General features: G+C 39.6%; 18 protein-coding genes. 11 read left to right on the top strand and 7 right to left on the bottom strand.

The window, feature by feature from the left end:
* Positions 1 to 37: 37 nt before the first annotated feature.
* The 3 genes from AC0IWT_RS01130 to AC0IWT_RS01120 are packed head-to-tail and all read left to right on the top strand — an operon-like array spanning position 38 to position 4,692.
* Positions 38 to 1,672 carry a TldD/PmbA family protein gene (locus tag AC0IWT_RS01130; protein ID WP_471795610.1) on the top strand — a complete coding sequence of 545 codons (1,635 nt, stop codon included), beginning with the start codon at positions 38 to 40 and terminating at the stop codon, positions 1,670 to 1,672.
* Between the two features lie 2 nt (positions 1,673 to 1,674).
* The gene (locus tag AC0IWT_RS01125) at positions 1,675 to 2,991 is read left to right on the top strand and encodes a TldD/PmbA family protein (protein WP_471795609.1); all 1,317 of its coding nucleotides are present in this window, start codon (positions 1,675 to 1,677) and stop codon (positions 2,989 to 2,991) included.
* A 60-nt stretch (positions 2,992 to 3,051) separates the two neighbouring features.
* Positions 3,052 to 4,692 carry a TldD/PmbA family protein gene (locus tag AC0IWT_RS01120; protein ID WP_471795608.1) on the top strand — a complete coding sequence of 547 codons (1,641 nt, stop codon included), beginning with the start codon at positions 3,052 to 3,054 and terminating at the stop codon, positions 4,690 to 4,692.
* 70 nt (positions 4,693 to 4,762) lie between these two features.
* Here the strand turns inward: AC0IWT_RS01120 and AC0IWT_RS01115 are convergent, their stop codons facing one another.
* The 3 genes from AC0IWT_RS01115 to AC0IWT_RS01105 all read right to left on the bottom strand — a co-directional run bounded on the left by AC0IWT_RS01115 (position 4,763) and on the right by AC0IWT_RS01105 (position 9,287).
* Positions 4,763 to 5,644 carry an SMP-30/gluconolactonase/LRE family protein gene (locus AC0IWT_RS01115; RefSeq protein ID WP_471795607.1) on the bottom strand — a complete coding sequence of 294 codons (882 nt, stop codon included), beginning with the start codon at positions 5,642 to 5,644 and terminating at the stop codon, positions 4,763 to 4,765.
* Positions 5,645 to 5,806: 162 nt separating this feature from the next.
* Entirely contained in the window at positions 5,807 to 7,567 is a 1,761-nt protein-coding gene (locus tag AC0IWT_RS01110) for an ABC transporter ATP-binding protein (protein ID WP_471795606.1), read from the bottom strand.
* The gene (locus AC0IWT_RS01105; protein ID WP_471795605.1) at positions 7,551 to 9,287 is read right to left on the bottom strand and encodes an ABC transporter ATP-binding protein; all 1,737 of its coding nucleotides are present in this window, start codon (positions 9,285 to 9,287) and stop codon (positions 7,551 to 7,553) included. Before AC0IWT_RS01105 ends, AC0IWT_RS01110 begins: the two co-directional genes overlap by 17 nt.
* A 293-nt stretch (positions 9,288 to 9,580) precedes the next feature.
* Between AC0IWT_RS01105 and AC0IWT_RS01100 the strand changes: the two genes are divergently transcribed.
* Positions 9,581 to 10,426, top strand: coding sequence for a CvfB family protein (locus AC0IWT_RS01100; protein ID WP_056870833.1), 846 nt, complete (start codon positions 9,581 to 9,583; stop codon positions 10,424 to 10,426).
* 79 nt (positions 10,427 to 10,505) lie between these two features.
* On the opposite strand, the gene AC0IWT_RS01095 is transcribed toward AC0IWT_RS01100, so the two are convergent.
* The 3 genes from AC0IWT_RS01095 to AC0IWT_RS01085 form a co-directional block, all read right to left on the bottom strand.
* Complete coding sequence (locus AC0IWT_RS01095) at positions 10,506 to 11,171, bottom strand: MCP four helix bundle domain-containing protein (protein WP_471795604.1); 666 nt, start codon at positions 11,169 to 11,171, stop codon at positions 10,506 to 10,508.
* A gap of 239 nt (positions 11,172 to 11,410) precedes the next feature.
* Positions 11,411 to 12,844, bottom strand: coding sequence for an ATP-dependent DNA helicase (locus AC0IWT_RS01090; protein WP_471795603.1), 1,434 nt, complete (start codon positions 12,842 to 12,844; stop codon positions 11,411 to 11,413).
* A 312-nt stretch (positions 12,845 to 13,156) separates the two neighbouring features.
* A complete protein-coding gene (locus AC0IWT_RS01085) occupies positions 13,157 to 14,296 on the bottom strand; it encodes a putative sensor domain DACNV-containing protein (protein ID WP_471795602.1) in 1,140 nt (379 codons plus the stop codon).
* 461 nt (positions 14,297 to 14,757) lie between these two features.
* Between AC0IWT_RS01085 and AC0IWT_RS01080 the strand changes: the two genes are divergently transcribed.
* The 5 genes from AC0IWT_RS01080 (at position 14,758) to AC0IWT_RS01060 (ending at position 18,061) form a co-directional block, all read left to right on the top strand.
* Positions 14,758 to 15,564 carry a DUF3822 family protein gene (locus AC0IWT_RS01080; protein ID WP_471795601.1) on the top strand — a complete coding sequence of 269 codons (807 nt, stop codon included), beginning with the start codon at positions 14,758 to 14,760 and terminating at the stop codon, positions 15,562 to 15,564.
* Positions 15,555 to 16,091: a 16S rRNA (guanine(966)-N(2))-methyltransferase RsmD gene (rsmD, locus tag AC0IWT_RS01075; RefSeq protein ID WP_471795600.1), complete on the top strand. Its 537-nt coding sequence runs from the start codon at positions 15,555 to 15,557 to the stop codon at positions 16,089 to 16,091. The genes AC0IWT_RS01080 and rsmD overlap by 10 nt, the downstream gene beginning before the upstream one ends.
* A gap of 251 nt (positions 16,092 to 16,342) precedes the next feature.
* Positions 16,343 to 16,804, top strand: coding sequence for a pantetheine-phosphate adenylyltransferase (gene coaD, locus AC0IWT_RS01070; RefSeq protein WP_056870839.1), 462 nt, complete (start codon positions 16,343 to 16,345; stop codon positions 16,802 to 16,804).
* 155 nt (positions 16,805 to 16,959) lie between these two features.
* A complete protein-coding gene (locus tag AC0IWT_RS01065) occupies positions 16,960 to 17,463 on the top strand; it encodes an RNA polymerase sigma factor (RefSeq protein ID WP_471795599.1) in 504 nt (167 codons plus the stop codon).
* A complete protein-coding gene (locus AC0IWT_RS01060; protein WP_471795598.1) occupies positions 17,453 to 18,061 on the top strand; it encodes a hypothetical protein in 609 nt (202 codons plus the stop codon). Before AC0IWT_RS01065 ends, AC0IWT_RS01060 begins: the two co-directional genes overlap by 11 nt.
* Before the next feature lie 130 nt (positions 18,062 to 18,191).
* Here AC0IWT_RS01060 and AC0IWT_RS01055 read toward each other — a convergent pair whose 3' ends face one another.
* The gene (locus AC0IWT_RS01055; protein WP_471795597.1) at positions 18,192 to 18,803 is read right to left on the bottom strand and encodes an NUDIX hydrolase; all 612 of its coding nucleotides are present in this window, start codon (positions 18,801 to 18,803) and stop codon (positions 18,192 to 18,194) included.
* Between AC0IWT_RS01055 and pyrE the strand changes: the two genes are divergently transcribed.
* Both pyrE and AC0IWT_RS01045 read left to right on the top strand, forming a co-directional pair.
* A complete protein-coding gene (gene pyrE, locus AC0IWT_RS01050; protein WP_471795596.1) occupies positions 18,802 to 19,461 on the top strand; it encodes an orotate phosphoribosyltransferase in 660 nt (219 codons plus the stop codon). The genes AC0IWT_RS01055 and pyrE overlap by 2 nt on opposite strands.
* Positions 19,462 to 19,495: 34 nt before the next feature.
* Positions 19,496 to 19,894: an SRPBCC family protein gene (locus AC0IWT_RS01045; protein WP_056870844.1), complete on the top strand. Its 399-nt coding sequence runs from the start codon at positions 19,496 to 19,498 to the stop codon at positions 19,892 to 19,894.
* The last annotated feature ends 31 nt before the right edge of the window (positions 19,895 to 19,925 follow it).

Raw genomic sequence — 19,925 nt, 5'->3', positions numbered from 1 at the left:
GGCTATCTTGGAAACGTAAACCCCTAAACTGAACCAATTGAAAAGAAAAGATTTCCTCTATTTATCCGGAATGGGTATGTCTGCTTTGATGCTACCCAACCTTTCCGCATTCGGAACTCCGATAGACCCTCTGCAGGCGCTGGATGGAGTTGATGTAAAAATTAAAAAAGAACTTGCTGATGTTGCCCTGAACGCCGCAAAATCTAAGGGAGCAACTTATGCGGATATTCGTATCGGCCGCTACCTTAATCAGTTCGTTGCAACCCGCGAAAAGCGGGTACAGGGCGTAGCAAATACTGAATCGTATGGCGTAGGCATACGCGTTTTGGCCAATGGATGCTGGGGTTTCGCTGCAACAAATAATGTAACCAAAGATGCTGTTGCCAAAGCTGCAGAACAGGCGGTTGCCGTTGCAAAAGCCAATTCGAAAATTCAGGGCGAGCCGGTTCAACTGGCACCTCAAAAAGGTTACGGCGAAGTAAGCTGGAAAACACCTATCGAGATTAATGCCTTTGAAGTTCCTGTTAAAGAGAAGGTAGATTTGCTGTTGAACGTGAATGATATAGCCATGCAAAACGGCGCCAACTTTGTCAATTCGGTAATATTTGCAGTAAATGAACAAAAGTATTTCGCATCGACAGATGGTTCATATATCGATCAGGATGTGCATCGTATCTATCCCAATTTTAATGTTACGAGGATAGACAGGGCTTCCGGACAATTCAAAACCCGTAATTCGCTTAGTTCTCCAATGGGAAAGGGTTACGAGTATATGCATGCCCGCCCGGAAGATAAAGTTTCTGGCATCGTTACCCGTTATAAAGGTCGCTACGATATGCTTGAAGATGTTAAGGAAGCGGCCCGCGTAGCTTCAGAAAAGATAAAAGCGAAATCCGTTGAGCCGGGGAAATATGATTTGGTTCTGGATCCGTCTCACCTCTGGTTAACAATTCACGAATCTGTTGGTCACCCTACTGAGCTGGATCGTGTTTTGGGTTACGAAGCAAACTACGCAGGCACGAGTTTTTTAACCTTAGATAAATGGGAATCAAAAAAATTCAAATTCGGCAGTGATAAAGTTAACATTGTGGCCGATAAAACGCAGGTTGGCTCACTAGGTGCTGTTGGTTATGATGATGAAGGCGTAAAATGCAAAAAATGGGATTTAATTAAAGATGGTGTTTTGGTTAATTATCAGGCCATCCGGGATCAGGCGCACATCATCGGTTTAAATGAATCTCAAGGCTGCTGTTATTCCCAAGGTTGGGATGATGTTCAGTTTCAACGCATGGCAAACGTATCGTTACAGCCAGGCAAAGAGAAACTGAGTGTTGACGATATGATTAAAAATGTTGAAAAGGGCGTATACATTATTGGTGACGGCAGTTTTTCAATCGATCAGCAACGTTATAATTTCCAGTTCGGCGGACAAATTTTCTATGAAATTAAAAATGGAAAGATTGTGGGCATGCTGAACGATGTGGCCTATCAGGCCAATACACAGGAGTTCTGGAATTCGTGCAATGCCGTTTGCGACGATGGTGACTACCGTTTAGGCGGCTCATTTAACGATGGAAAAGGTCAGCCGTCGCAAAGTAGTGCAGTTTCTCACGGTAGTTCTACTGCGAGGTTTAATGGTGTTAATGTTATCAATACAGCAAGAAAAATATAATTATGGCTATATTAAGTAAAGAAGAAGCCCAGGCGATATTAAAAAAGGTAGTTGGCTTTTCAAAGGCCGAGTTTTGTGAGGTAAGTTTAAGAGGTTCTGATGGTGGAAACATTCGTTATGCTCGTAACGCCGTTTCCACAGCTGGCCAAATTAGCACCATGAGTTTGGGTGTTAGCTCAACCTATGGTAAAAAAACTGGCTCTGCAACAATTAACGAATTTGATGATGCATCGCTCGAAAAAGTTGTACGAAGAGCAGAAGAACTGGCAATGCTTGCACCGGAAAATCCGGAATTTATGCCGCTTTTAGGGCCGCAAACTTTTGCCGAATCGAAAACATTCAATGAGAATACCGCTGCGATGACCCCAGATACACGGGCAGAAATGGTAGGCAAAAGTTTAAGCGTATCAAAGGCAGCTGGCTTAGATGCTGCAGGATTTTTAGAAAATTCTACAAGTTTCAACGCCGTGATGAACTCAAAAGGTTTATTCGCTTACAACAAAGGCACAAATGTTTCTTTTTCTGTAACGGTAAGGAACAAGCAGGGAACGGGTTCGGGCTATGTGGAGCAGGATTTCAACGATCTTTCGAAGATGGATACTCTTGCACTCAGTAAAATTGCGGCAAGCAAAGCCAATGGTTCGGCAGGAGCAAAAGCTATTGAGCCCGGAAAATATACGGTTATTTTAGAGCCGCTTGCTGCAAGTGATATTTTGGGTAACATGTTTAGAGGTTTTGATGCCCGTAGTGCTGATGAAGGCAGAAGTTTTATGAGTAAGAAAGGTGGTGGTACGCGTTTAGGCGAACAACTATTTTCTGATAACGTAAATATTTACTCAGACCCGTTAAATCCAGAAATTCCATCCTCGACTTGGTCTGGAGATGGTTTACCTGTAAAAAGAACACAATGGGTTGAAAAAGGTGTGGTTAAAAACCTCGCCTATTCGAGATATTGGGCCGCACAAAAAAATGTTGAGCCGCTTCCGTTTAGCCGTGGTGTAATCATTGAAGGCGGCAATCAATCGCTGGCCGAACTTATCAAGAGTACAGAAAAAGGAATTCTGGTAACCCGTTTTTGGTACATACGTTCGGTTGACCCACAAACATTGTTACTTACCGGCCTAACCCGTGATGGTACTTTTTATATTGAGAATGGTGAAATAAAATTCCCGATCAAAAACTTCAGGTTTAACGAAAGTCCTGTAATAATGCTTAACAATGTTGAAGCAATGGGTAAACCTGTAAGAACTGCAAGCGGTTTAATCCCGCCGATGAAAATCCGCGATTTTACTTTCACATCTTTATCAGATGCTATTTAACTAATTTAAACAGCGGCGATTACATCACCGCTGTTTTTTTAACTCCAAAATTTTCAAAAATTGAGAAGAAGAGATTTTTTATACATGACAGGTGTTGGCCTTGGCGCCACCATGATACCCAATATGCCGGCATTCGGCAAAATTATTTCTGTTGAAGAATCTTTAACACCTGTTGATGTAGCTTTTAAGAAAAAGATGGCCGATGTTGCCCTTAATGCCGCAAAAAGCAAAGGCGCAACCTATGCTGATGTACGCATTGGAAGGTATTTAAATCAGGTTGTTGCCACAAGAGAAACCAGGGTCGAGAACATTTCCAATTCAGAATCATACGGCTTGGGCGTTCGCGTTATTGCCAATGGAAGCTGGGGTTTCGCCGCAACAAACAACCTGGACAATGCGAGCATTGCCAAAGCCGCGGAAGCAGCCGTTGCAATTGCAAAAGGCAATTCGAAGCTTATGGAAGAACCAGTTCAATTGGCTCCGCAAAAGGGATTTGGAGAGGTTAGCTGGAAAACACCTTTAGAAGTTAACGCTTTTGAAGTGCCGATTAAGGATAAAGTAGATTTGCTGCTGAAAGTAAACAGTGAGGCAATGAAAGGTGGCGCAAAATTCATTAACTCAAATCTTTTCATGATTAACGAGCAAAAGTATTTCGCATCCACCGATGGTTCTTACATCGACCAGGACATTCATCGGATTTGGCCAACCTTTACTTTAACTAAAACCGATGCTGCAAGTGGCAAGTTTGAAACACGAAATGCTTTAAGTGCTCCAATGGGCATGGGTTTCGAATACTTGACACCTAAAGATTCAGAAAAAATTAAAGGTGGCCCGGTTACGATGTACAAAAAGCGTTACGACATTTTGGAAGACGTGCGGGAAGCCGCTGTGCATGTTGATGAAAAACTGAAGGCCAAACCTATAGCGCCAGGAAAATATGACCTGGTGTTAGACCCTTCGCACCTATTCCTGACCATACACGAATCTGTTGGCCACCCTACGGAATTAGACCGGGTTTTAGGTTATGAGGCAAACTATGCAGGAACAAGTTTTTTAACGCTTGATAAATGGGAGTCGAAGAAATTTAATTTCGGGAGTAAAGAAGTTAATATTCTTGCCGATAAAACGGAACAAGGCTCTCTCGGTGCTGTCGGATACGATGATGAAGGCGTGAAGTGTGGCAATTGGGATATCATTAAGGATGGAATTCTGGTTAACTACCAAACGATTCGCGATCAGGCGCATATTTTGGGCTTGAAGGCCTCGCAAGGTTGTTGCTATGCAGATAGCTGGGATAGCATTCAGTTTCAGCGGATGCCAAACGTTTCGCTGGCGCCAGGTAACGCTGCTTTAAGCGCAGCTGAAATGGTAAAAAATGTAGAAAAAGGCATTTATATGTTCGGAAGGAACTCTTACTCGATTGATCAGCAGCGCTATAATTTCCAGTTTAGTGCGCAACTCGCCTACGAAATTAAAGAAGGAAAAATTGTAGGCATGTTTAAAGATGCAGCTTATCAGGCAAATACTCAGGAATTCTGGAATTCATGCGTTCAGCGTTGCGACAAAAATGATTATCGTTTGGGGGGCACGTTTTCGGATGGTAAAGGCCAGCCCGGACAGGCAAGTGCCGTATCTCACGGTAGTGCAACAACTCGCTTTAATGGCGTAAATGTGATTAATACTGGCAGAAAACTTGGCTAAAAAAGGCAGCAAAGGAATGTCCTCATTAAGTGTGCAACGCTTTGAGGGCATTTCGCCAAAGCCTGTCTATCTACTCTACTCCTTTTGCCGTCGTTTTTATCGAGTAAAGCGATTTTGAAGCTGTTATGAAGAGGATATTCTTGTTTTTCCCACCAAAACAAATGTTTCCACACCAATTTTCAGGCACATCGATGTGACCAATATGTGCTCCGCTTTTGCTGTAAATGTCGACACCTTTTCCGGTAATGTAGATATTTCCCTCGCTATCGAGCGTCATCCCATCCGAACCTTGTTTCAGCAAAAGTTCCCGCTCATTAAGTGAAGCATCTTCATTAATTTTGTAGCGGTAAGTTACATCAGCAACCCGATCTGCAACATAAAGATATTTGCCATCTGGCGTACCTACAATTCCATTCGGCCGCTTAAAACCATCTGCAACGGCAAGCGGACTTTTCTTTCCTTTCGGAAGATAGTAAACTTTTTCGCCAACAATTTCAGGAGCCGTTCTGCTCCAGTAATCTCGTTGATAGTATGGGTCGGTGAAGTAAATGCCGCCCTTTTTATCTATCCAAATATCATTCGGACCATTAACTTTCTTTCCATCAATATCAGTGAATAGAACGGATATTTTTTTGTTTTTATCGATAGACCAGATTTGGTTATTTTCATCGGCGCAAACAATCAGATTTCCTTTCTTGTCAAAATAAGTTCCGTTCGCCCTCCCCGATTTTTCCATATATAAACTTAGTTTTCCATCCGTACCATATTTCCAGATTTTATCGTTGGGCTGGTCGGTAAAAAAAACATTGCCTTCTTTATCAACAGAAGCACCTTCAGTAAATTTAAATTGCGAAGAGATAAGTTTCAAACTATCCTGTACAAAGATTGGCGTCTGCGCTAAACTGAAAAGGCACGTGATGCAGAACATCGAAAGGAAGAATAATTTTTTCATGGGCTGATATTTCGTTTACAAAGTGGCGATTAATCCTCTGGATTGCAAGTAAAAATTTTGTGTAGTTGTTTTTGTGCCGCCGGCCTTAACGCCATCGCGGTATCAAAATAATTTCGCTTCTGCTCCAGTGTAGAAACAACCCTTAGAAATAAAGATGATATTTTAACTCACCCTTTTGCCCTTTAATAACATATCCAGTGCATCATTAAGCGTTCCTGCTTTTTGTACTTCGCCTTCGTTTACAAAATAAATTTCATCAGCATTTTCGATGGTATTTAAGCGATGGGCAATAATTACCAAAGTCGTGTCTTTTGATAATTTATTTAAAATGCTCCCTAAAAGTTGCTCGGTAATGGTGTCGATATTTGCTGTGGCCTCATCTAAAATCAACAATTCCGGATTACGCAAAACCGCCCTCATAAAAGCAATTAATTGCTTCTGCCCCAAACTAATGCTGTCAGATCCTGAAGTAATCGGAGTATCTAATCCTTCATCAAAAATTGCCAGTAGTGCCTCGAGGTTCGCATCCTGTATAATTTTTCTCAATTCGTTATCAGTTACATCTTTGTATTGGCTGTTTCCATAAAGAATATTTTCTTTAACCGTGCCGGTAAATAAAAATGGTTCCTGCAAAATGAAGCCAATCTTTTGCGTGCGCTCCGTAGCCGTAAAGGAACGGATATCCTTCCCGTTCAGCAAAACAGTTCCTTTCGTCGCGTCGTACAATCGCGAGATTAAAGAGGCTGTGGTAGTTTTCCCGCCCCCAGTAGGACCAATTAAAGCATATGTTTTACCTTTTTCAAATCTCAGATTAACGTTGTGAAGGATTTCCTTTGAATCATCATAAGAGAAGTGAACATTTTTAAACTCAAGCAATGCATCTGAGCCCAGGGCGTTATCGTTTTCTGTCAGACTAAGATTTGTTTCGAGGTTTAAAATTTGAGAAATCCGGTCCCAACTCGCCATCGCTACCTGAAAACTAGTCCATAAGGCAGCCAACTGCCTCAAAGGGTTATAAAAATTAGTACAATAGGAAATGTAACTTACCAACAGGCCAAGAGAGAAACTTCCAATAGAAATTAAATAGATACCAAAAAGTAATACAATTAATTGCGCTGCGCTTGAAAGCAAACCGTAAACCGGAACAAAAATATTGTTCGCCAATCCGGCACCAATAGCTGTTTTGTAATTCTCCTGATTTGCTTCATCGAATCGCTTTCTAAAATAATCGCGGCGATTAAAAGCGATGATGACCTTAAAATTGTTCAGGCTTTCCTGAATCTCTGCACTCATTCCGCCAACGCTTTTTAAGTTCTTGGCATTTTTACGCTTAACCCACGGAGACAAGGCCATGGTAAAAATCACGATAACGGCCGCAGGTGAAAGCGCCGCAGCGCCGAGTTCAAAATTAATGGATAGTAAGAAAATTCCAGCACCTATCATGGTTATAATACTGCTCACAAACTGCATTAATGATTGCGAAAAAAACTGGTTAAGCTTGTCAGTATCGTTATTTACTCTAGATATTAAATCGCCGGCCTTGTTCTCGTTAAAAAAGGAAACCGGCAATTCCTGCAGTTTGTTAAAAATCGCATTCCGCAGGGTAAACAACATTCGCTGACCAATTCCGCCCATTAATTTTGTTTGCGTATAGCCGGTAATCATTGCAATCATATACATTACCAAAAGTATTCCGCCGAAAACTAAAACGCCATGAAACTGCCCGGTGCGAATATAGGCATCGATGGTGTGGCCAACCAGCAGCGGCCCCAGTAAAAGCAGCCCCGAATTAACTAAAATAGCTACTAAAGCCAGCCAAAGGTTTTTGTGCTCGCCAGAAATGAATTTAAGCAATCTTTTAAGCGCCTGGTAAGTAGATTGCTTTTCCTGCTTTGATTGTAGCTGGTTAAGATTGTAGTTCATAATTGCTGGTGCTCTGTTGTGAATTGTAAATTTGAACGTATTCAGGACTGCTTTTCAGCAATTCCTGATGTGTTCCCCCGGCAACGATTTCGCCTTGCATCAACAAAATAACTTTATCGTAATTTTCAACAGATGCTATTTTTTGGGTTACTGATAACAATGTTAAACCCGGATAATTTTGTTGTATGTTTTCCAGAATTCTCTTCTCCGTGTTGGTATCCACACGTGCGGTAAAGTCATCGAGTAATAAAATTTTTGGATTTACGGCCAATGCCCTTGCCAACATAATACGTTGCTTTTGCCCGCCCGAAAGGCTATTTCCACGCTCGGATACAATGGTGTTTAATTTATCCGGCAGGTTATCTACGAAATCTTTAAGCTCAGCAGTTTGAATGGCTTTCGCTAAAGATTCATCCGTAACAGCATCGCTGAAGGCAATATTTTCCCGAATGCTCATGTTAAACATAATACTATCCTGAAAAACAAAACCAACCTGTTTGTGAAAATTTTCCTGGTTGTATTGATTAAGCTCCTTCCCGTCGAATGTCGTTTCGCCACTGGTAGGCTTAATCAAGCCGGTTAAAATGTAAAGCAATTGGGTTTTCCCAGCTGCTGTCGGACCGATTATTGCCGTTTTTGAACCGGCTTTTGCCGAAAAGGAAATGTCTTTTAAAATTGGCTTCTGCCCGATCGACAGCGATATGTTTTTAGCTTCAACATCTCCAATAAGTTCATCATCCAACGTTCCGGGATGTTTAATTTCCGGGGCATTTAAAACCGCTTCTATTCTTTGGTAAGATGCGGTGGCCTGTGCAATTACATTGCTCATAAAACCGATGACCAAAATCGGAAAAATAATTAAAGCGAGATAGCTGTTAAAGGCAGCAAACTCACCCAACGTCATTGTACCGTTAATAACAAAATGACCACCAAGCACCAAAATTGTTAATCCTGATAAGTTGGCTACGAAAACAATGATTGGAATTAACCCGGCAAATAACCGTAGAATTGATAAACCCAAATCGCGGGCCTTTGCATTTGCATCGAGGAATTTATTGTACTCGAGCTGTTGCGAATTGATTACCCTGATTAATGCAGCGCCTAAAATGCTTTCGCTTATTACTTTGTTTAACCAATCGATAACTTCACGACTTTTGATAAAAAGCACCCTTACTTTTTTCAATACAAAGAAAAAAGCGCCACCAATAATTGGTACTATGGCAATAACACAAAGCGCAAGTTTCCAGTTTATCATAAGCAACAAAATGCTGGCGCCGACAATTAAAAATAAGGATGAAGCTAAGGAAACGATTGCCTGCGAAACAAACAACTTAATAGAATCAGCATCAGAAGTAAGGTTTGTGAGTAATTTAGATGGATTTGCCTGAATAACATAAGCATGGCTCTGTCGCGAAATCTGGTCGGAAAGCTTTCTACGCAAGTCTTTTGCCACACGTTCTGATGCGTAGGTTTGCACAATGCTTTGCAGATATGTGAAGATAAAAACCAACACAATAGCCAAGGAAAACTCAACCAATATCGAATTTAAATTAAACGTTTTGTTGGTGTATGAATCAATTCCGTGAGCGATAATTTTGGGTAGCAATAAATTAATTCCATTGCTTAATAATGCAAAAAAAACCAACAGGAAAATTAAGCCTTTGTATGATGCAAGCAAGCTAAAAACACTCGGTTTTTTAGCTTCTTTGGGTTTTGCCATGTTTTGCGCTGAACTTTGTAAAACTCAAATTTAACCCATTTATTTGAATAGTTTACTGTTTATTTAAATTTTGCGGAACGTTATTTTGTGATTTACGTGCAGATGTGTAGCCAAAAGGGACATGGTAATTTTAAATCAATTATCGGTTTTTACTTTTATATATGTTGATGATAATAACTTGAGCAGCTATTGCCGATTGATGGCCTGAACATTTTCGGAAGATTTAAAAACGTATTCCACACAAACATTGCTACCTTTGCAGCACAACCATTGAAGAAAATGGTGCCCACATTATGATTGAAATAGGAAAGTATAACGAATTAAGGGTTTTAAGTAAAACTGAGGCCGGTTTGAATTTAACTGATGGCGATAAGTTGGTTATTTTGCCCTACCAATACGTACCAAAAGGTTTAGAAATTGGCGACAATGTGAGCGTTTTCGTTTACATTCAAAAAGATGGCCGCCTAACCGGAACAACCCAGAAAGCATACGCCGAAGTAGGCGATTTTGCGTTCCTAAAAGTTGTTTCTGATGGCGACGAGGGCGTTTTCATGGATTTAGGCATCGATAAGGATGTTTATGTGCCTACGAAAGAACAAAAAAGACCGATGCAAAAAGGCTACAAATATGTGGTGTATTTGTATCTGGATGAAAATAACGACAGACTCCTGGCATCGTCAAAATTGTATGATTTTGTTGAAGAGGAAAACTTTGATTTTGAAGAAGGAGATGAGGTAAGCCTGTTGATTACCGAAGAAACCGATTTAGGATTTAATGCAATAATAAATAATGCCTACATCGGTTTGTTGTATCACAATGAAGTTTTTGACAACATTCAGATTGGGGAACAACGCAGGGGCTGGATTAAGAAAATCCGTTTAGAAGGTAAGATTGATTTAACCTTGCAACCGAGCGGTTACGGTCATATTTTAGATTCGAAAGAGACTATTTTAGCTGCTTTGAAAAAGGAAGGTGGAGTAATTGAGCTTGGCGACAAAAGTTCTCCGGAAGAAATCTATCATCGTTTCCAAATTAGCAAAAGTGCGTTTAAAAAAACAATTGGCTCGCTTTACAAAGAGCGTTTAATCGTTCTTTCTGATGATTCCATCCGGCTATTAACCGACAACGACGCAGAATAATTGTTGTTTAAAGTATCGGGAATGTAAGTACAGTTAAGCTTACATTCCTTTTCAAAGCCTGTATTCAAATCCATATCTTTTAATTTAGGTTGAATTTATCATTTTGGATTTTAACAATATTTGAGGCCGAAATGATGGATACAATCATGATGCCTATAATTACAGCCAAAATTCCTTGAAAAGTAGAGTAAATTTTAGTGCCCGAAACGAAGATTTTTGAATCTTTAATCAACTCATCACCCACCTTTGATTGAATTTTAATTAGTGCGGAAAGTTTATTCAAAGTTTGCGCAGAAGTGCTCCTTCCAATTACTTTGTAGGTTTCTTTTGCGTTCTCAACCGATAAGCCAAGAATTTTACGTTCTATTTCCCGCTGCATTTTTAACGCCTGTTTTAAATCTTCCAAAAATGTTTTTTCCTGTTTTACCAGCAAAGTCAGCTCAAATTTATTAACAACCGAATCAATTTTTCGATTGTGTTTATCAATTCGCGAAACGCTTTTTAATAACTGTTCATCATCAGCCAATGCATTTTGAATGATGTCATTTTTGTGGTAGAGGTTTTCGGCAATAAAGTACAAGTCGGTGGCGGGCACCAGCCTGTCATTGTACATGGAGATGAAAGATTCGTTTATTTTGCTTACACTTTTATCCTCCAGAAAACGGATTAGTAGAGTGCAACACATAATACAAAAAAGTAAGAAAGCTACTTTCAACTTGTTTTTTAGGCTAAATGCAAATTTCATATCAAATTAGTTAAAAAATCAATGTAAGAATTAAAGCTCATTTACAGCTTGTAATTTTGTTTACTTCGTTAAATAAATGCTGATGCGCAGTAAGGCGTTTCAAACTAAAACTTGCTGCTTTTATAAACGCATCATTAAGCTATTAGCAAGTTGAACTCGGCTTTAAACCAGAATTTTCTTTTATTTGTGTTGTATTTTCAAATCTGCATCAATCCAAACTTCAACTTCGCCGCAAGCTTCTAAAAATAATCTTCCTGCGCAGTTTTTGCGAACAATTGCGGAGCAAAATTTACCAGGTAAAGTTCCTTTTTTGCCCGGGTTACGGCGGTGTACAACCAACGTAGAAAATCCAAATCGATCATCTCTTCGGTTAGGTAACCTTGGTCGGCAAAAACAGCATCCCACTGCCCGCCCTGCGCTTTATGGCAAGTAACTGCATATGCAAATTTAATTTGCAGTGCATTGTAAAAAGGGTCGGCTTTTATGGCCAGCATGCGTTCGCGTTTGTTGGCAATGTGTTCGTAATCTTCGTTTAAACCATCAAAAAGCTTCTTATTTTGTTCGTACGGTAGGTTTGCCGATTCGAGATTTAGGGTATCAAGCATCACTTTGCAACTAATTTGGCCGGCCGCCGGGAAATCCAAAAACTCCAATGTGGCATCCGCAAAGCGGAAACCATAGCGTTCTTCTTCGCCGCGAACCCGAATCACTTTGGCCATGTCGCCATTCGCAATAAAGGCAGTCTCTTCATTTTCGGGTAGCCAAAAATAGTTATTTCGAACCACCATAATCTGGTCGCCGCCCGTAAGTTCTTCTTCCCGATAAAGCAGCCTTGCCCGGATTTGCTGGTTGTAAACGTTTGCCGATTTATTGGAACGGCATACCACCAGCGTATTTTCTATACCAAATTTTCGGTAAGCATATTCAAGGCCTTCAACCAACCTTGCGCCCGCCATATTGTAAATGTCTTTATAATTTTTAGTCAAAAACCTGGGTAAAGGATTTTCAGGATTTTTAGAAATCTGCATTCTTAACATCGTTGCATTTGCCAAAATACCCGATTTTTTCTCTTGTCGAACCACTTCTTTCAACTCTACAGAGCTCACGGTTAAAGCAAATTTATCCTGCAAATATTTTTCGTTCAAAGCCGGACTCTCTAAACTTCCAACCGGCGGTAACTGCGCCGTGTCGCCCACAAAAAGCAAAAAACAATTCTTGGTATTGTACACAAATTCAAGCAAATCCCGCAATATAGACGAACCCGTTTCATTAAATTCATCAGCAATCATCGAGGCTTCATCAATTATAAAAAGCGTATGCTCAGCCAGATTTGGCGCTATCTGAAATTGCATTTCCGGCGATGCCGCTGAGCGTTTCCTATAAATTCTTTTATGTATGGTTAATGCCTTGCGGTAAGAATACTGACTCATTACCTTTGCCGCCCGGCCTGTTGGGGCCAACAATTCGCTCCGTAAATTGAACTTATTTAACACCTTCACCAATGCCGCCACCGATGTTGTTTTACCGGTTCCGGCATAGCCCTTCAGCACAAAACAGCGGTACTCATCACTTTCCTGCAAAAACCTCGACATCCGTTCGCAAAAAAGCAATTGCTCTTTGGTCGGCGTGTGTGCGTAAGCCTGGGCAATAAGTTCACTTTTGTCGATATACATGAATTGTTGAATCGTTTTATTGAAAAATAATTTTAAAAAGTATTTGCCTTAAGATTTGGAAAACCAACTACGTTACAAATAGGTTTCGGCAGCCCGTCTTTTCGCTAAATCTTTTTTGCGAACGGAACACGAAGGTTATCGGCTTGCTTACAAAAAAGTATAACGCTACAATACGGTTTAGATGGCAAAGATATAAGCTATTTTTAAAGTCTTACCCGCAAAAATGCAAACATCCTGGCTTCGAATACAATATGTTTGAAGCAGATTATCTACCTTCCGTCTAAATCTGCTCTACAACTTACGGATCACAGCTTACAATAGTAAAGTTTCGATTCTGTGCGCCATCACCATATTTTGTTGCTTACTCCAGCTAAAAATTGTGAAATGGCCATCCTGCGAGGCTACTAAACCAATTGCCTGAGGTTGGTCATTAACGAATTGGGCAACAGAAAAATGCCTTGTTCCACCCAGCTGACCAGGATACAAAATCTTATCTTCTCCACCAACAATTGGTTCGGAAAACGCAATTTGTTCTACAGTTGGTTTGCCTTTCGCCCGACCAATTTTGGCTCCAAAAGCGATTAAATCGAACTGTTCATTAATAATTGTAGCGCCATCAACAGCAGTTAATCCTGCTAAATGTTCTACCTCTCGACGTAAAGCACCCTGAGAGAAAATTTCGCTTTGGTTGCCGCTCTGCTTTGCCAGATTTGATAGCCCGCAAAATGGAGGTTCAACCAAATACTGTATAGGATGGATGATAGAATCTTCCCATTTTTCATCGCCCTTGGGTACAATTAGCAACGCCCCGCCCCGGCCATGGCTACGCATAGAAACTGAAAACTGAATCAAAATATTTATCGGGTCGTTCCAGCTTGCCAAAACGGTTAAATCTAATAAGGCCTTCAAAATCGGCGGACAATCTCGATTTGTACAAGATGTATCATCAACGATTCTTATCTGCTCACCTTTTAAAACAGCAACATTTGTGTATTTACCAATCCCATAGATTCTGCGGTGCTTAATTACGATGAGGCCGGGTTCAGAAACATCAACTACAAAGCAAAAGTTCGGAATATTTAAAGTTGTGCCCCAAATGTAAAGCTCTCCATCTTCTTCCCAAACGCCCAGGTGAATTCCCGAGCGTTCTACGCCTGGTGCAATTTTAGTAAGTGTGTTGGCGTTAAGGGGCAGTGGTTTGGCAAATTTTAGTGGTTTAGAGGTTTGCGAGGGTGGCAAAAAAGCAACCGAAATACGGGGCGAATGTCCCTCCTCTTTGCGTAAACTACTCCAGAAAGCAACATCTATCAAAGCCTCGATGGTCTTTCTATCTGGCTGCGTTGCCAAATCAACCTCACCCTGGGCAGCCGCATTAGCATGCAGCTTAATAAAATGTTGCTCTATTTTAGCCGCAACTGTGTTTGCAGCTTTATAAGTAGACTTATAACTCATGTTCCGAATTTAAGCTGAATATTTCGAATTTCAGATAATGCAAAGGTTTGATTTTGGTAAAAAGATTTTACCACATCACCCACAGAAATTACGATAAGAAAATTAACAGAGTCCGCATTGTATGGCAGAATACTATCTAACATCCACCAAGAAAGCATGCCTACATCAAGAAACAAAACATATCAGATTCTGTAAATTTTGTGTTTCTGTGTCAAAAATACTGGACGACAATTATAAACAGACCGTGTTTTGAGCGTAATAAAACAAACAATAATATCAGTTTCAACTAAATTCCGTGTTTGTGTGGCAAAACATTTGCATCTGTAAATAAAAATCGAAAAATTGCCCGACCATCCGCAGAACACAGTTTAAACCTTTGTGTAAAACCCGTTTCATCCGTTTTTTTTGTTTTGTGTCATTTCAGTTGTGGTTAATCTCTAAAAAACTCTATTTTTGTTTCAATGAGTAATAACAGCCTTTTACTAATCGACCCGAATTTTAAAATTGCTGAATCAATTAATTGCCACTTGCTACTGAAAATAACGAACGATAGCTTTTCGTATGCAGTTGTAAACAAAGAGCGTGGGCAAGTGAATGTGATTTTCGACAAACAGCATTCTGGAGATATAGAACAGGATTTGAAACTAGCCTTTGAAACAGATGCCCATCTAACTCAAAAATATGGTGCAATCAAGGCGGCAGTGTACACTTCAAATTTTATTTTCGTTCCCCACGAATGGTTCGATGCCGACAATCAATCAGTTTATTCCAAGTTTCTGGGTTCGGAAGGTAAGTTATACACTCAACATCATTCTGAACTAGGCTTCAACACCCTGTTCTCAATAAGTGAAAAAGTAGAAGATAAACTCCCGAAAGAGACGCAGTTTTACCCGCAATCATCTCCCTTGTTTGCTTTATTTGGAAATTTGTCTGGAGATGCATTATTGATTGATTTCACGGCTTCGACGTTTAATGTATTATTTGTTAAGGACAAAAAGGTCATTTTTCAAAATCATTACAGCGCAGAAACAGCAGAAGAATTCAACTATTTTTTATTGCTGATTATCGAACAACTGGGTTTAAATGAATCAGTTTCTGTTTATCTGCAAGGCATAATTAATGAGGATGATGATTATTACAACACCCTTTTGAAATACTTCAATAACCTTTATTTCTTTCTTCCGGCTGGAAAACAGAGCAGTGACTTACTGGCCGACATGCCTAAACACTATTTCAGCGGCTTACTTGCTTTAGATTTATGCGAATAATTGGAGGAAAACTAAAAGGGATTCGTTTGCAGCCACCCGCAAATCTGCCTGTCCGCCCGACTACCGATATGGCAAAAGAGGCGCTTTTTAATATTTTAAATAACAAATTCGATTTCGAAAATTGCTCAGTTCTGGATTTATTCTGTGGAACAGGCAATTTAACCTTTGAATTTGCCTCCAGACACGCTGAAAAAATCCTGGCGATTGATATGGATTACGGATGTGTAAACTGGGTTAAAACTACCGCAAAAAAGCTTGAGTTTGATCAGGTAGAAGTTCGTAAAGGTGATGTTTTTAAGCTCTTAACACAAATGACAGGGTCTTACGATTTGATCTTCGCCGACCCACCTTACAACATGCCTAACATCCCGCAAATACCTGTAATGGTTGCTACACAAGCGCTATTAAAACCCAACGGATTATTAGTTGTTGAACATCAAAGTAACATGAAACTTAACAGCCAGCCTGGATTTACCGAAACCAGAAAGTATGGCAATTCATCGTTTAGCTTTTTCGAATTTAGTTAACCGAAAACCGCATAGATTTTAGGTTATAAAGGCCGAGACAAACCCAACAAAATGGTTTTTGAGCGCTAAATATTGCAATCTTTTTTTCGCATTTTTCTGCAAAAGCGATTGATAAAAACCACATATTGATAAGTTCACTCCGCTATATTTTTCCGAGCGAGCATTAAAGATTGGTCGTTTGCTGCAATGACGGGTGTGAAGCTCTATACTTTAAACTTTCTCCTTTCAGCTTAAAAATTTATATTTGAGTTATGAAAATAGCACTGTTTCCAGGTTCATTTGACCCAATCACAATAGCCCATGTAAACATTTTACAACGTGCTACTCCACTTTTCGACAAGATTGTTATCGGCATCGGACTAAACAGTTCCAAGCAAAATTTTCTTACTGCCGAACAGCGACTTCAAATTTTAGAAACAGTTTTCGAAGGTTATAAAAATATCGAAATTAGAACCTATGAAGGCCTAACAGTTGATTTTTGCAGAAAAATAAGCGCAACCTACATGGTTCGTGGCATTCGTTCGGCTTCTGATTTTGAATACGAAAGAGCCATCGCACAAATTAACCAAACCATGATGCCTGAAGTAGAAACGATTTTACTTTTGAGCAAGCCTGAATACTCAGCAATCAGCTCTACTATTGTAAGAGATATTTTAAGAAACCATGGTGATGTTAGTCCCTTTGTACCCAAAGAAGCACTTCGTTTTCTGTAATAAATCTAAAATTCCCTTTTTCTTTTCAAAAGCCTGTAACGTTTTCAAAAATCGAATACCTATAATGTAAACGATTATTTATGAAGCATCTTTCTCGATATGAAGACTTGCCGGTTTGTTCAGAAAATTCTTTCATTTAGCCCAACCAGTTCTAAATGAAAGGGATTGAAACGAAATTTCTCGCCTTGATTAATCAGCATAAAGCAATTGTACATAAAGTTGCGAAAATGTATATGGATGATGCTGAGCAACAACGAGACTTATTTCAGGAAATCGTGATGCAGCTTTGGAAAGCTTACCCAACCTTTAAAGGCAACAGCAAATTTTCTACCTGGATGTATCGCGTAGCACTAAATACGGCTTTAGTTTATTTTAAAAAAGAAAACCGGAAGGTAGATAAAACGCCCTTAGATGATGATATCGACGTTATCGACACTAATGAGGGCGAGCACAAGGAAGAGAAACTTGCTTATTTATACAAAGCCGTTCATGAATTGAACGCAGTAGAAAAAGCTTTGATATTTCTCTTTCTCGAAAATTTATCACACAGAGAAATCGCTGAAAACCTCGGGATTAGCGAGGTAAATGCAAGGGTTAAACTCAATAGAACGAAAGAAAAATTACAACTCATTATTAAGAAAAACGGTTATGAATTTTGACGATATAAAAAATGATTGGGGTGCTGATGGCATCGAAGACAGTGCTATTTCTGCAGATATGCTTAAAATAAAGCAAGCCAGAACGCCTGTCGACATTATCAGAAGAAAAATGAAACACGAGTTTAATTACCAGATAATTGCACTGGTTTTGATGGCCGCTATCCCCTATCTTTTCGGCTTTGCCGCAACCATGACGACCGTGTACCTAACTTTTTACGCGGTTATTTGCGGTTTTACAGCCTATTACTTTTTCAAATTTTATCGGTTTTATAAAAACTCTTATGATTTGACGACGGATAGTCGAAAGAGTATACTTTGGTTTTTCTACGAAATGAAATTAAACATAGAACTCTATAAAGCACTTACTTATATTATCGCTTTTATAGGGCTAGCCTTTATTGCTGTTTATCTTTTCATTGAGCGATCGGCTGTTTTTGCAAGAATCCTGACTAAACTTTCACCTGTTTACCTAATTTTAAACTGTTTCATCTCGATTTTGGTTATCGGGGCAATTACTGAAATGTGGGCATGGTTTTACTATGGAAGATACCTGAACAGGGTGAAGAAAATTGTTGATGAACTTGACTACGAAAATTAGCGGTCGTATTAAGAATCACTATTTTTTTGCCACAATTGCAACAGCTGCGAAAGAAAATTGAAGCCACCAGGTTATAACATACCCAGGTGTTTTAAACTACTGGCTAAATAATTAGAAACTTTCAGGCTGATTACAAAATTCCTCCGGCTCTTAACACATCCATAATTGATGGAAAGGTGTTTTTTACAATGGGTCCGATGTGATTTTTATCCAACCAAACGGCCTCATCAATTCCTTCTTCTTTTTGAGGAATCAACTTAGGTTCGCCCTTTACTTTCATTTTGTACCAGTTGGTTTTTTTGATTACCATTTTCGAACCCATCGGGTAAACGTGATAGGTTTTACAAAGCTTTTCCTCTCGCTTCGCAACCTTAATTCCACATTCCTCTTCTACTTCTCTAACGGCGGTTTCTTTCATATTCTCACCATCTTCAAGCTTTCCTTTTGGCAAATCCCATTTCTTGTTTCTGAAAATAAAAAGATAGTTACCATTAATACTTTCCACTAAGCCACCCGCAGCCTTAATAATTTCACAATTCTTTTTTAGCTTTTTAAAGGTTTCCTTCGGGTTTTTAGTTAAAAAAATGTAGCTCTTCTTCGACCCATTTTTTAATTTTTTGTAAAATGTCTGCAAATCAAAATCCTGAAATTCAAGCTGTTGAATTTTTTCCTTTTGTTCTGGCAAAACATCTGATATAAAGAGGGTGTTATCGTTGATATAAATTCTGTATTTTTGGGCCATGTATAATAAAAGTGATATTGAATTAAAGGTAGCGGAATTTTTATTACAAATAAAGGCAATTAAATTACAACCTAATAATCCTTTTACATGGGCATCTGGTTGGAAGTCGCCAATTTATTGCGATAACCGGATTACACTTTCTCACCCACAGGTTAGAACTTACATTCGTCAGAAATTAGCACAAGCCATCCAGGAAGAATTTGGTTCGGTTGATGTTATTGCTGGTGTGGCAACTGCCGGAATTCCTCAAGGCGTTTTGGTAGCCCAGGAATTGGGTTTACCTTTTATCTATGTAAGGGCTAAAGCCAAAGAACACGGCACCGGGAGCCTTATTGAAGGCGAAGTTGTAGAAGGACAGCGTGTGGTGGTTATCGAAGATTTGATTTCTACCGGAAAAAGTAGCTTACAAGCAGTTGAAGCGCTGAGAGCGGCCGGTTTATCGGTTGCCGGTTTAGCCGCAATTTTTACTTACGGCTTTGAAAAGGCAGATGAAAACTTTACCGCAGCAAAATGCCGTTACCTAACCTTATCAAATTACCGGGCGCTGATTGATTACGCTGCCGAGCACAGCATTATTGCCAAAAGCGATATGGAATTGTTGAGCAAGTGGCGATTAAATCCATCAGAATGGGGACAAGTAGCAAGTCCCGAATCTTAGATTTGAATTTAGAATAACTCTAATAAAATACATAATGACGATTATCGAAAGCGCTGTAGAAGTAAATAAACCTGTTTCGGAGGTTTATACTTTTCTCTCAAACATGAACAACCATCAGCAACTGATGCCGGAAAATATTTACAATTGGGAATCTACTGAAGATGAAGCCCGTTTTACCATCCAAAACATGGCTAAACTGGCTATTAAAATTTCCAATCGCGTAGAAAACCAGGAGTTAACCGCCATTCCTACAGAAAAAGCACCCTTTGAAGTAGAATTGAAATGGACAGTTGAAGACAATGGAAACGGAACTACTACTGCGAAACACATCATCTCTGCAGACTTAAATATGATGATGAAAATGCTAGCCTCCGGTCCGCTGCAAAAACTTGCTGACCACCAAACAGAAAAATTAAAAGAGATATTGGGATAGATATACGGTTAGTGTTGAAGACCATTAAACT

This window comes from Pedobacter sp. AC464 (assembly GCF_979253075.1).
The sequence above is the reverse complement of the archived record's forward strand: the minus strand, read 5'-3'. Positions and strand labels throughout refer to the sequence as shown.

Bases quoted from the DNA above. Each gene is read 5' to 3' on its own strand.
- AC0IWT_RS01125 (WP_471795609.1), top strand. From the start codon at position 1,675: ATGGCTATATTAAGTAAAGAAGAAGCCCAGGCGATATTAAAAAAGGTA.
- AC0IWT_RS01115 (WP_471795607.1), bottom strand. From the start codon at position 5,644: ATGAAAAAATTATTCTTCCTTTCGATGTTCTGCATCACGTGCCTTTTC.
- AC0IWT_RS01110 (WP_471795606.1), bottom strand. From the start codon at position 7,567: ATGAACTACAATCTTAACCAGCTACAATCAAAGCAGGAAAAGCAATCT.
- AC0IWT_RS01105 (WP_471795605.1), bottom strand. From the start codon at position 9,287: ATGGCAAAACCCAAAGAAGCTAAAAAACCGAGTGTTTTTAGCTTGCTT.
- AC0IWT_RS01100 (WP_056870833.1), top strand. From the start codon at position 9,581: ATGATTGAAATAGGAAAGTATAACGAATTAAGGGTTTTAAGTAAAACT.
- AC0IWT_RS01095 (WP_471795604.1), bottom strand. From the start codon at position 11,171: ATGAAATTTGCATTTAGCCTAAAAAACAAGTTGAAAGTAGCTTTCTTA.
- AC0IWT_RS01090 (WP_471795603.1), bottom strand. From the start codon at position 12,844: ATGTATATCGACAAAAGTGAACTTATTGCCCAGGCTTACGCACACACG.
- AC0IWT_RS01085 (WP_471795602.1), bottom strand. From the start codon at position 14,296: ATGAGTTATAAGTCTACTTATAAAGCTGCAAACACAGTTGCGGCTAAA.
- AC0IWT_RS01080 (WP_471795601.1), top strand. From the start codon at position 14,758: ATGAGTAATAACAGCCTTTTACTAATCGACCCGAATTTTAAAATTGCT.
- rsmD (WP_471795600.1), top strand. From the start codon at position 15,555: ATGCGAATAATTGGAGGAAAACTAAAAGGGATTCGTTTGCAGCCACCC.
- coaD (WP_056870839.1), top strand. From the start codon at position 16,343: ATGAAAATAGCACTGTTTCCAGGTTCATTTGACCCAATCACAATAGCC.
- AC0IWT_RS01065 (WP_471795599.1), top strand. From the start codon at position 16,960: ATGAAAGGGATTGAAACGAAATTTCTCGCCTTGATTAATCAGCATAAA.
- AC0IWT_RS01060 (WP_471795598.1), top strand. From the start codon at position 17,453: ATGAATTTTGACGATATAAAAAATGATTGGGGTGCTGATGGCATCGAA.
- pyrE (WP_471795596.1), top strand. From the start codon at position 18,802: ATGTATAATAAAAGTGATATTGAATTAAAGGTAGCGGAATTTTTATTA.
- AC0IWT_RS01055 (WP_471795597.1), bottom strand. From the start codon at position 18,803: ATGGCCCAAAAATACAGAATTTATATCAACGATAACACCCTCTTTATA.
- AC0IWT_RS01045 (WP_056870844.1), top strand. From the start codon at position 19,496: ATGACGATTATCGAAAGCGCTGTAGAAGTAAATAAACCTGTTTCGGAG.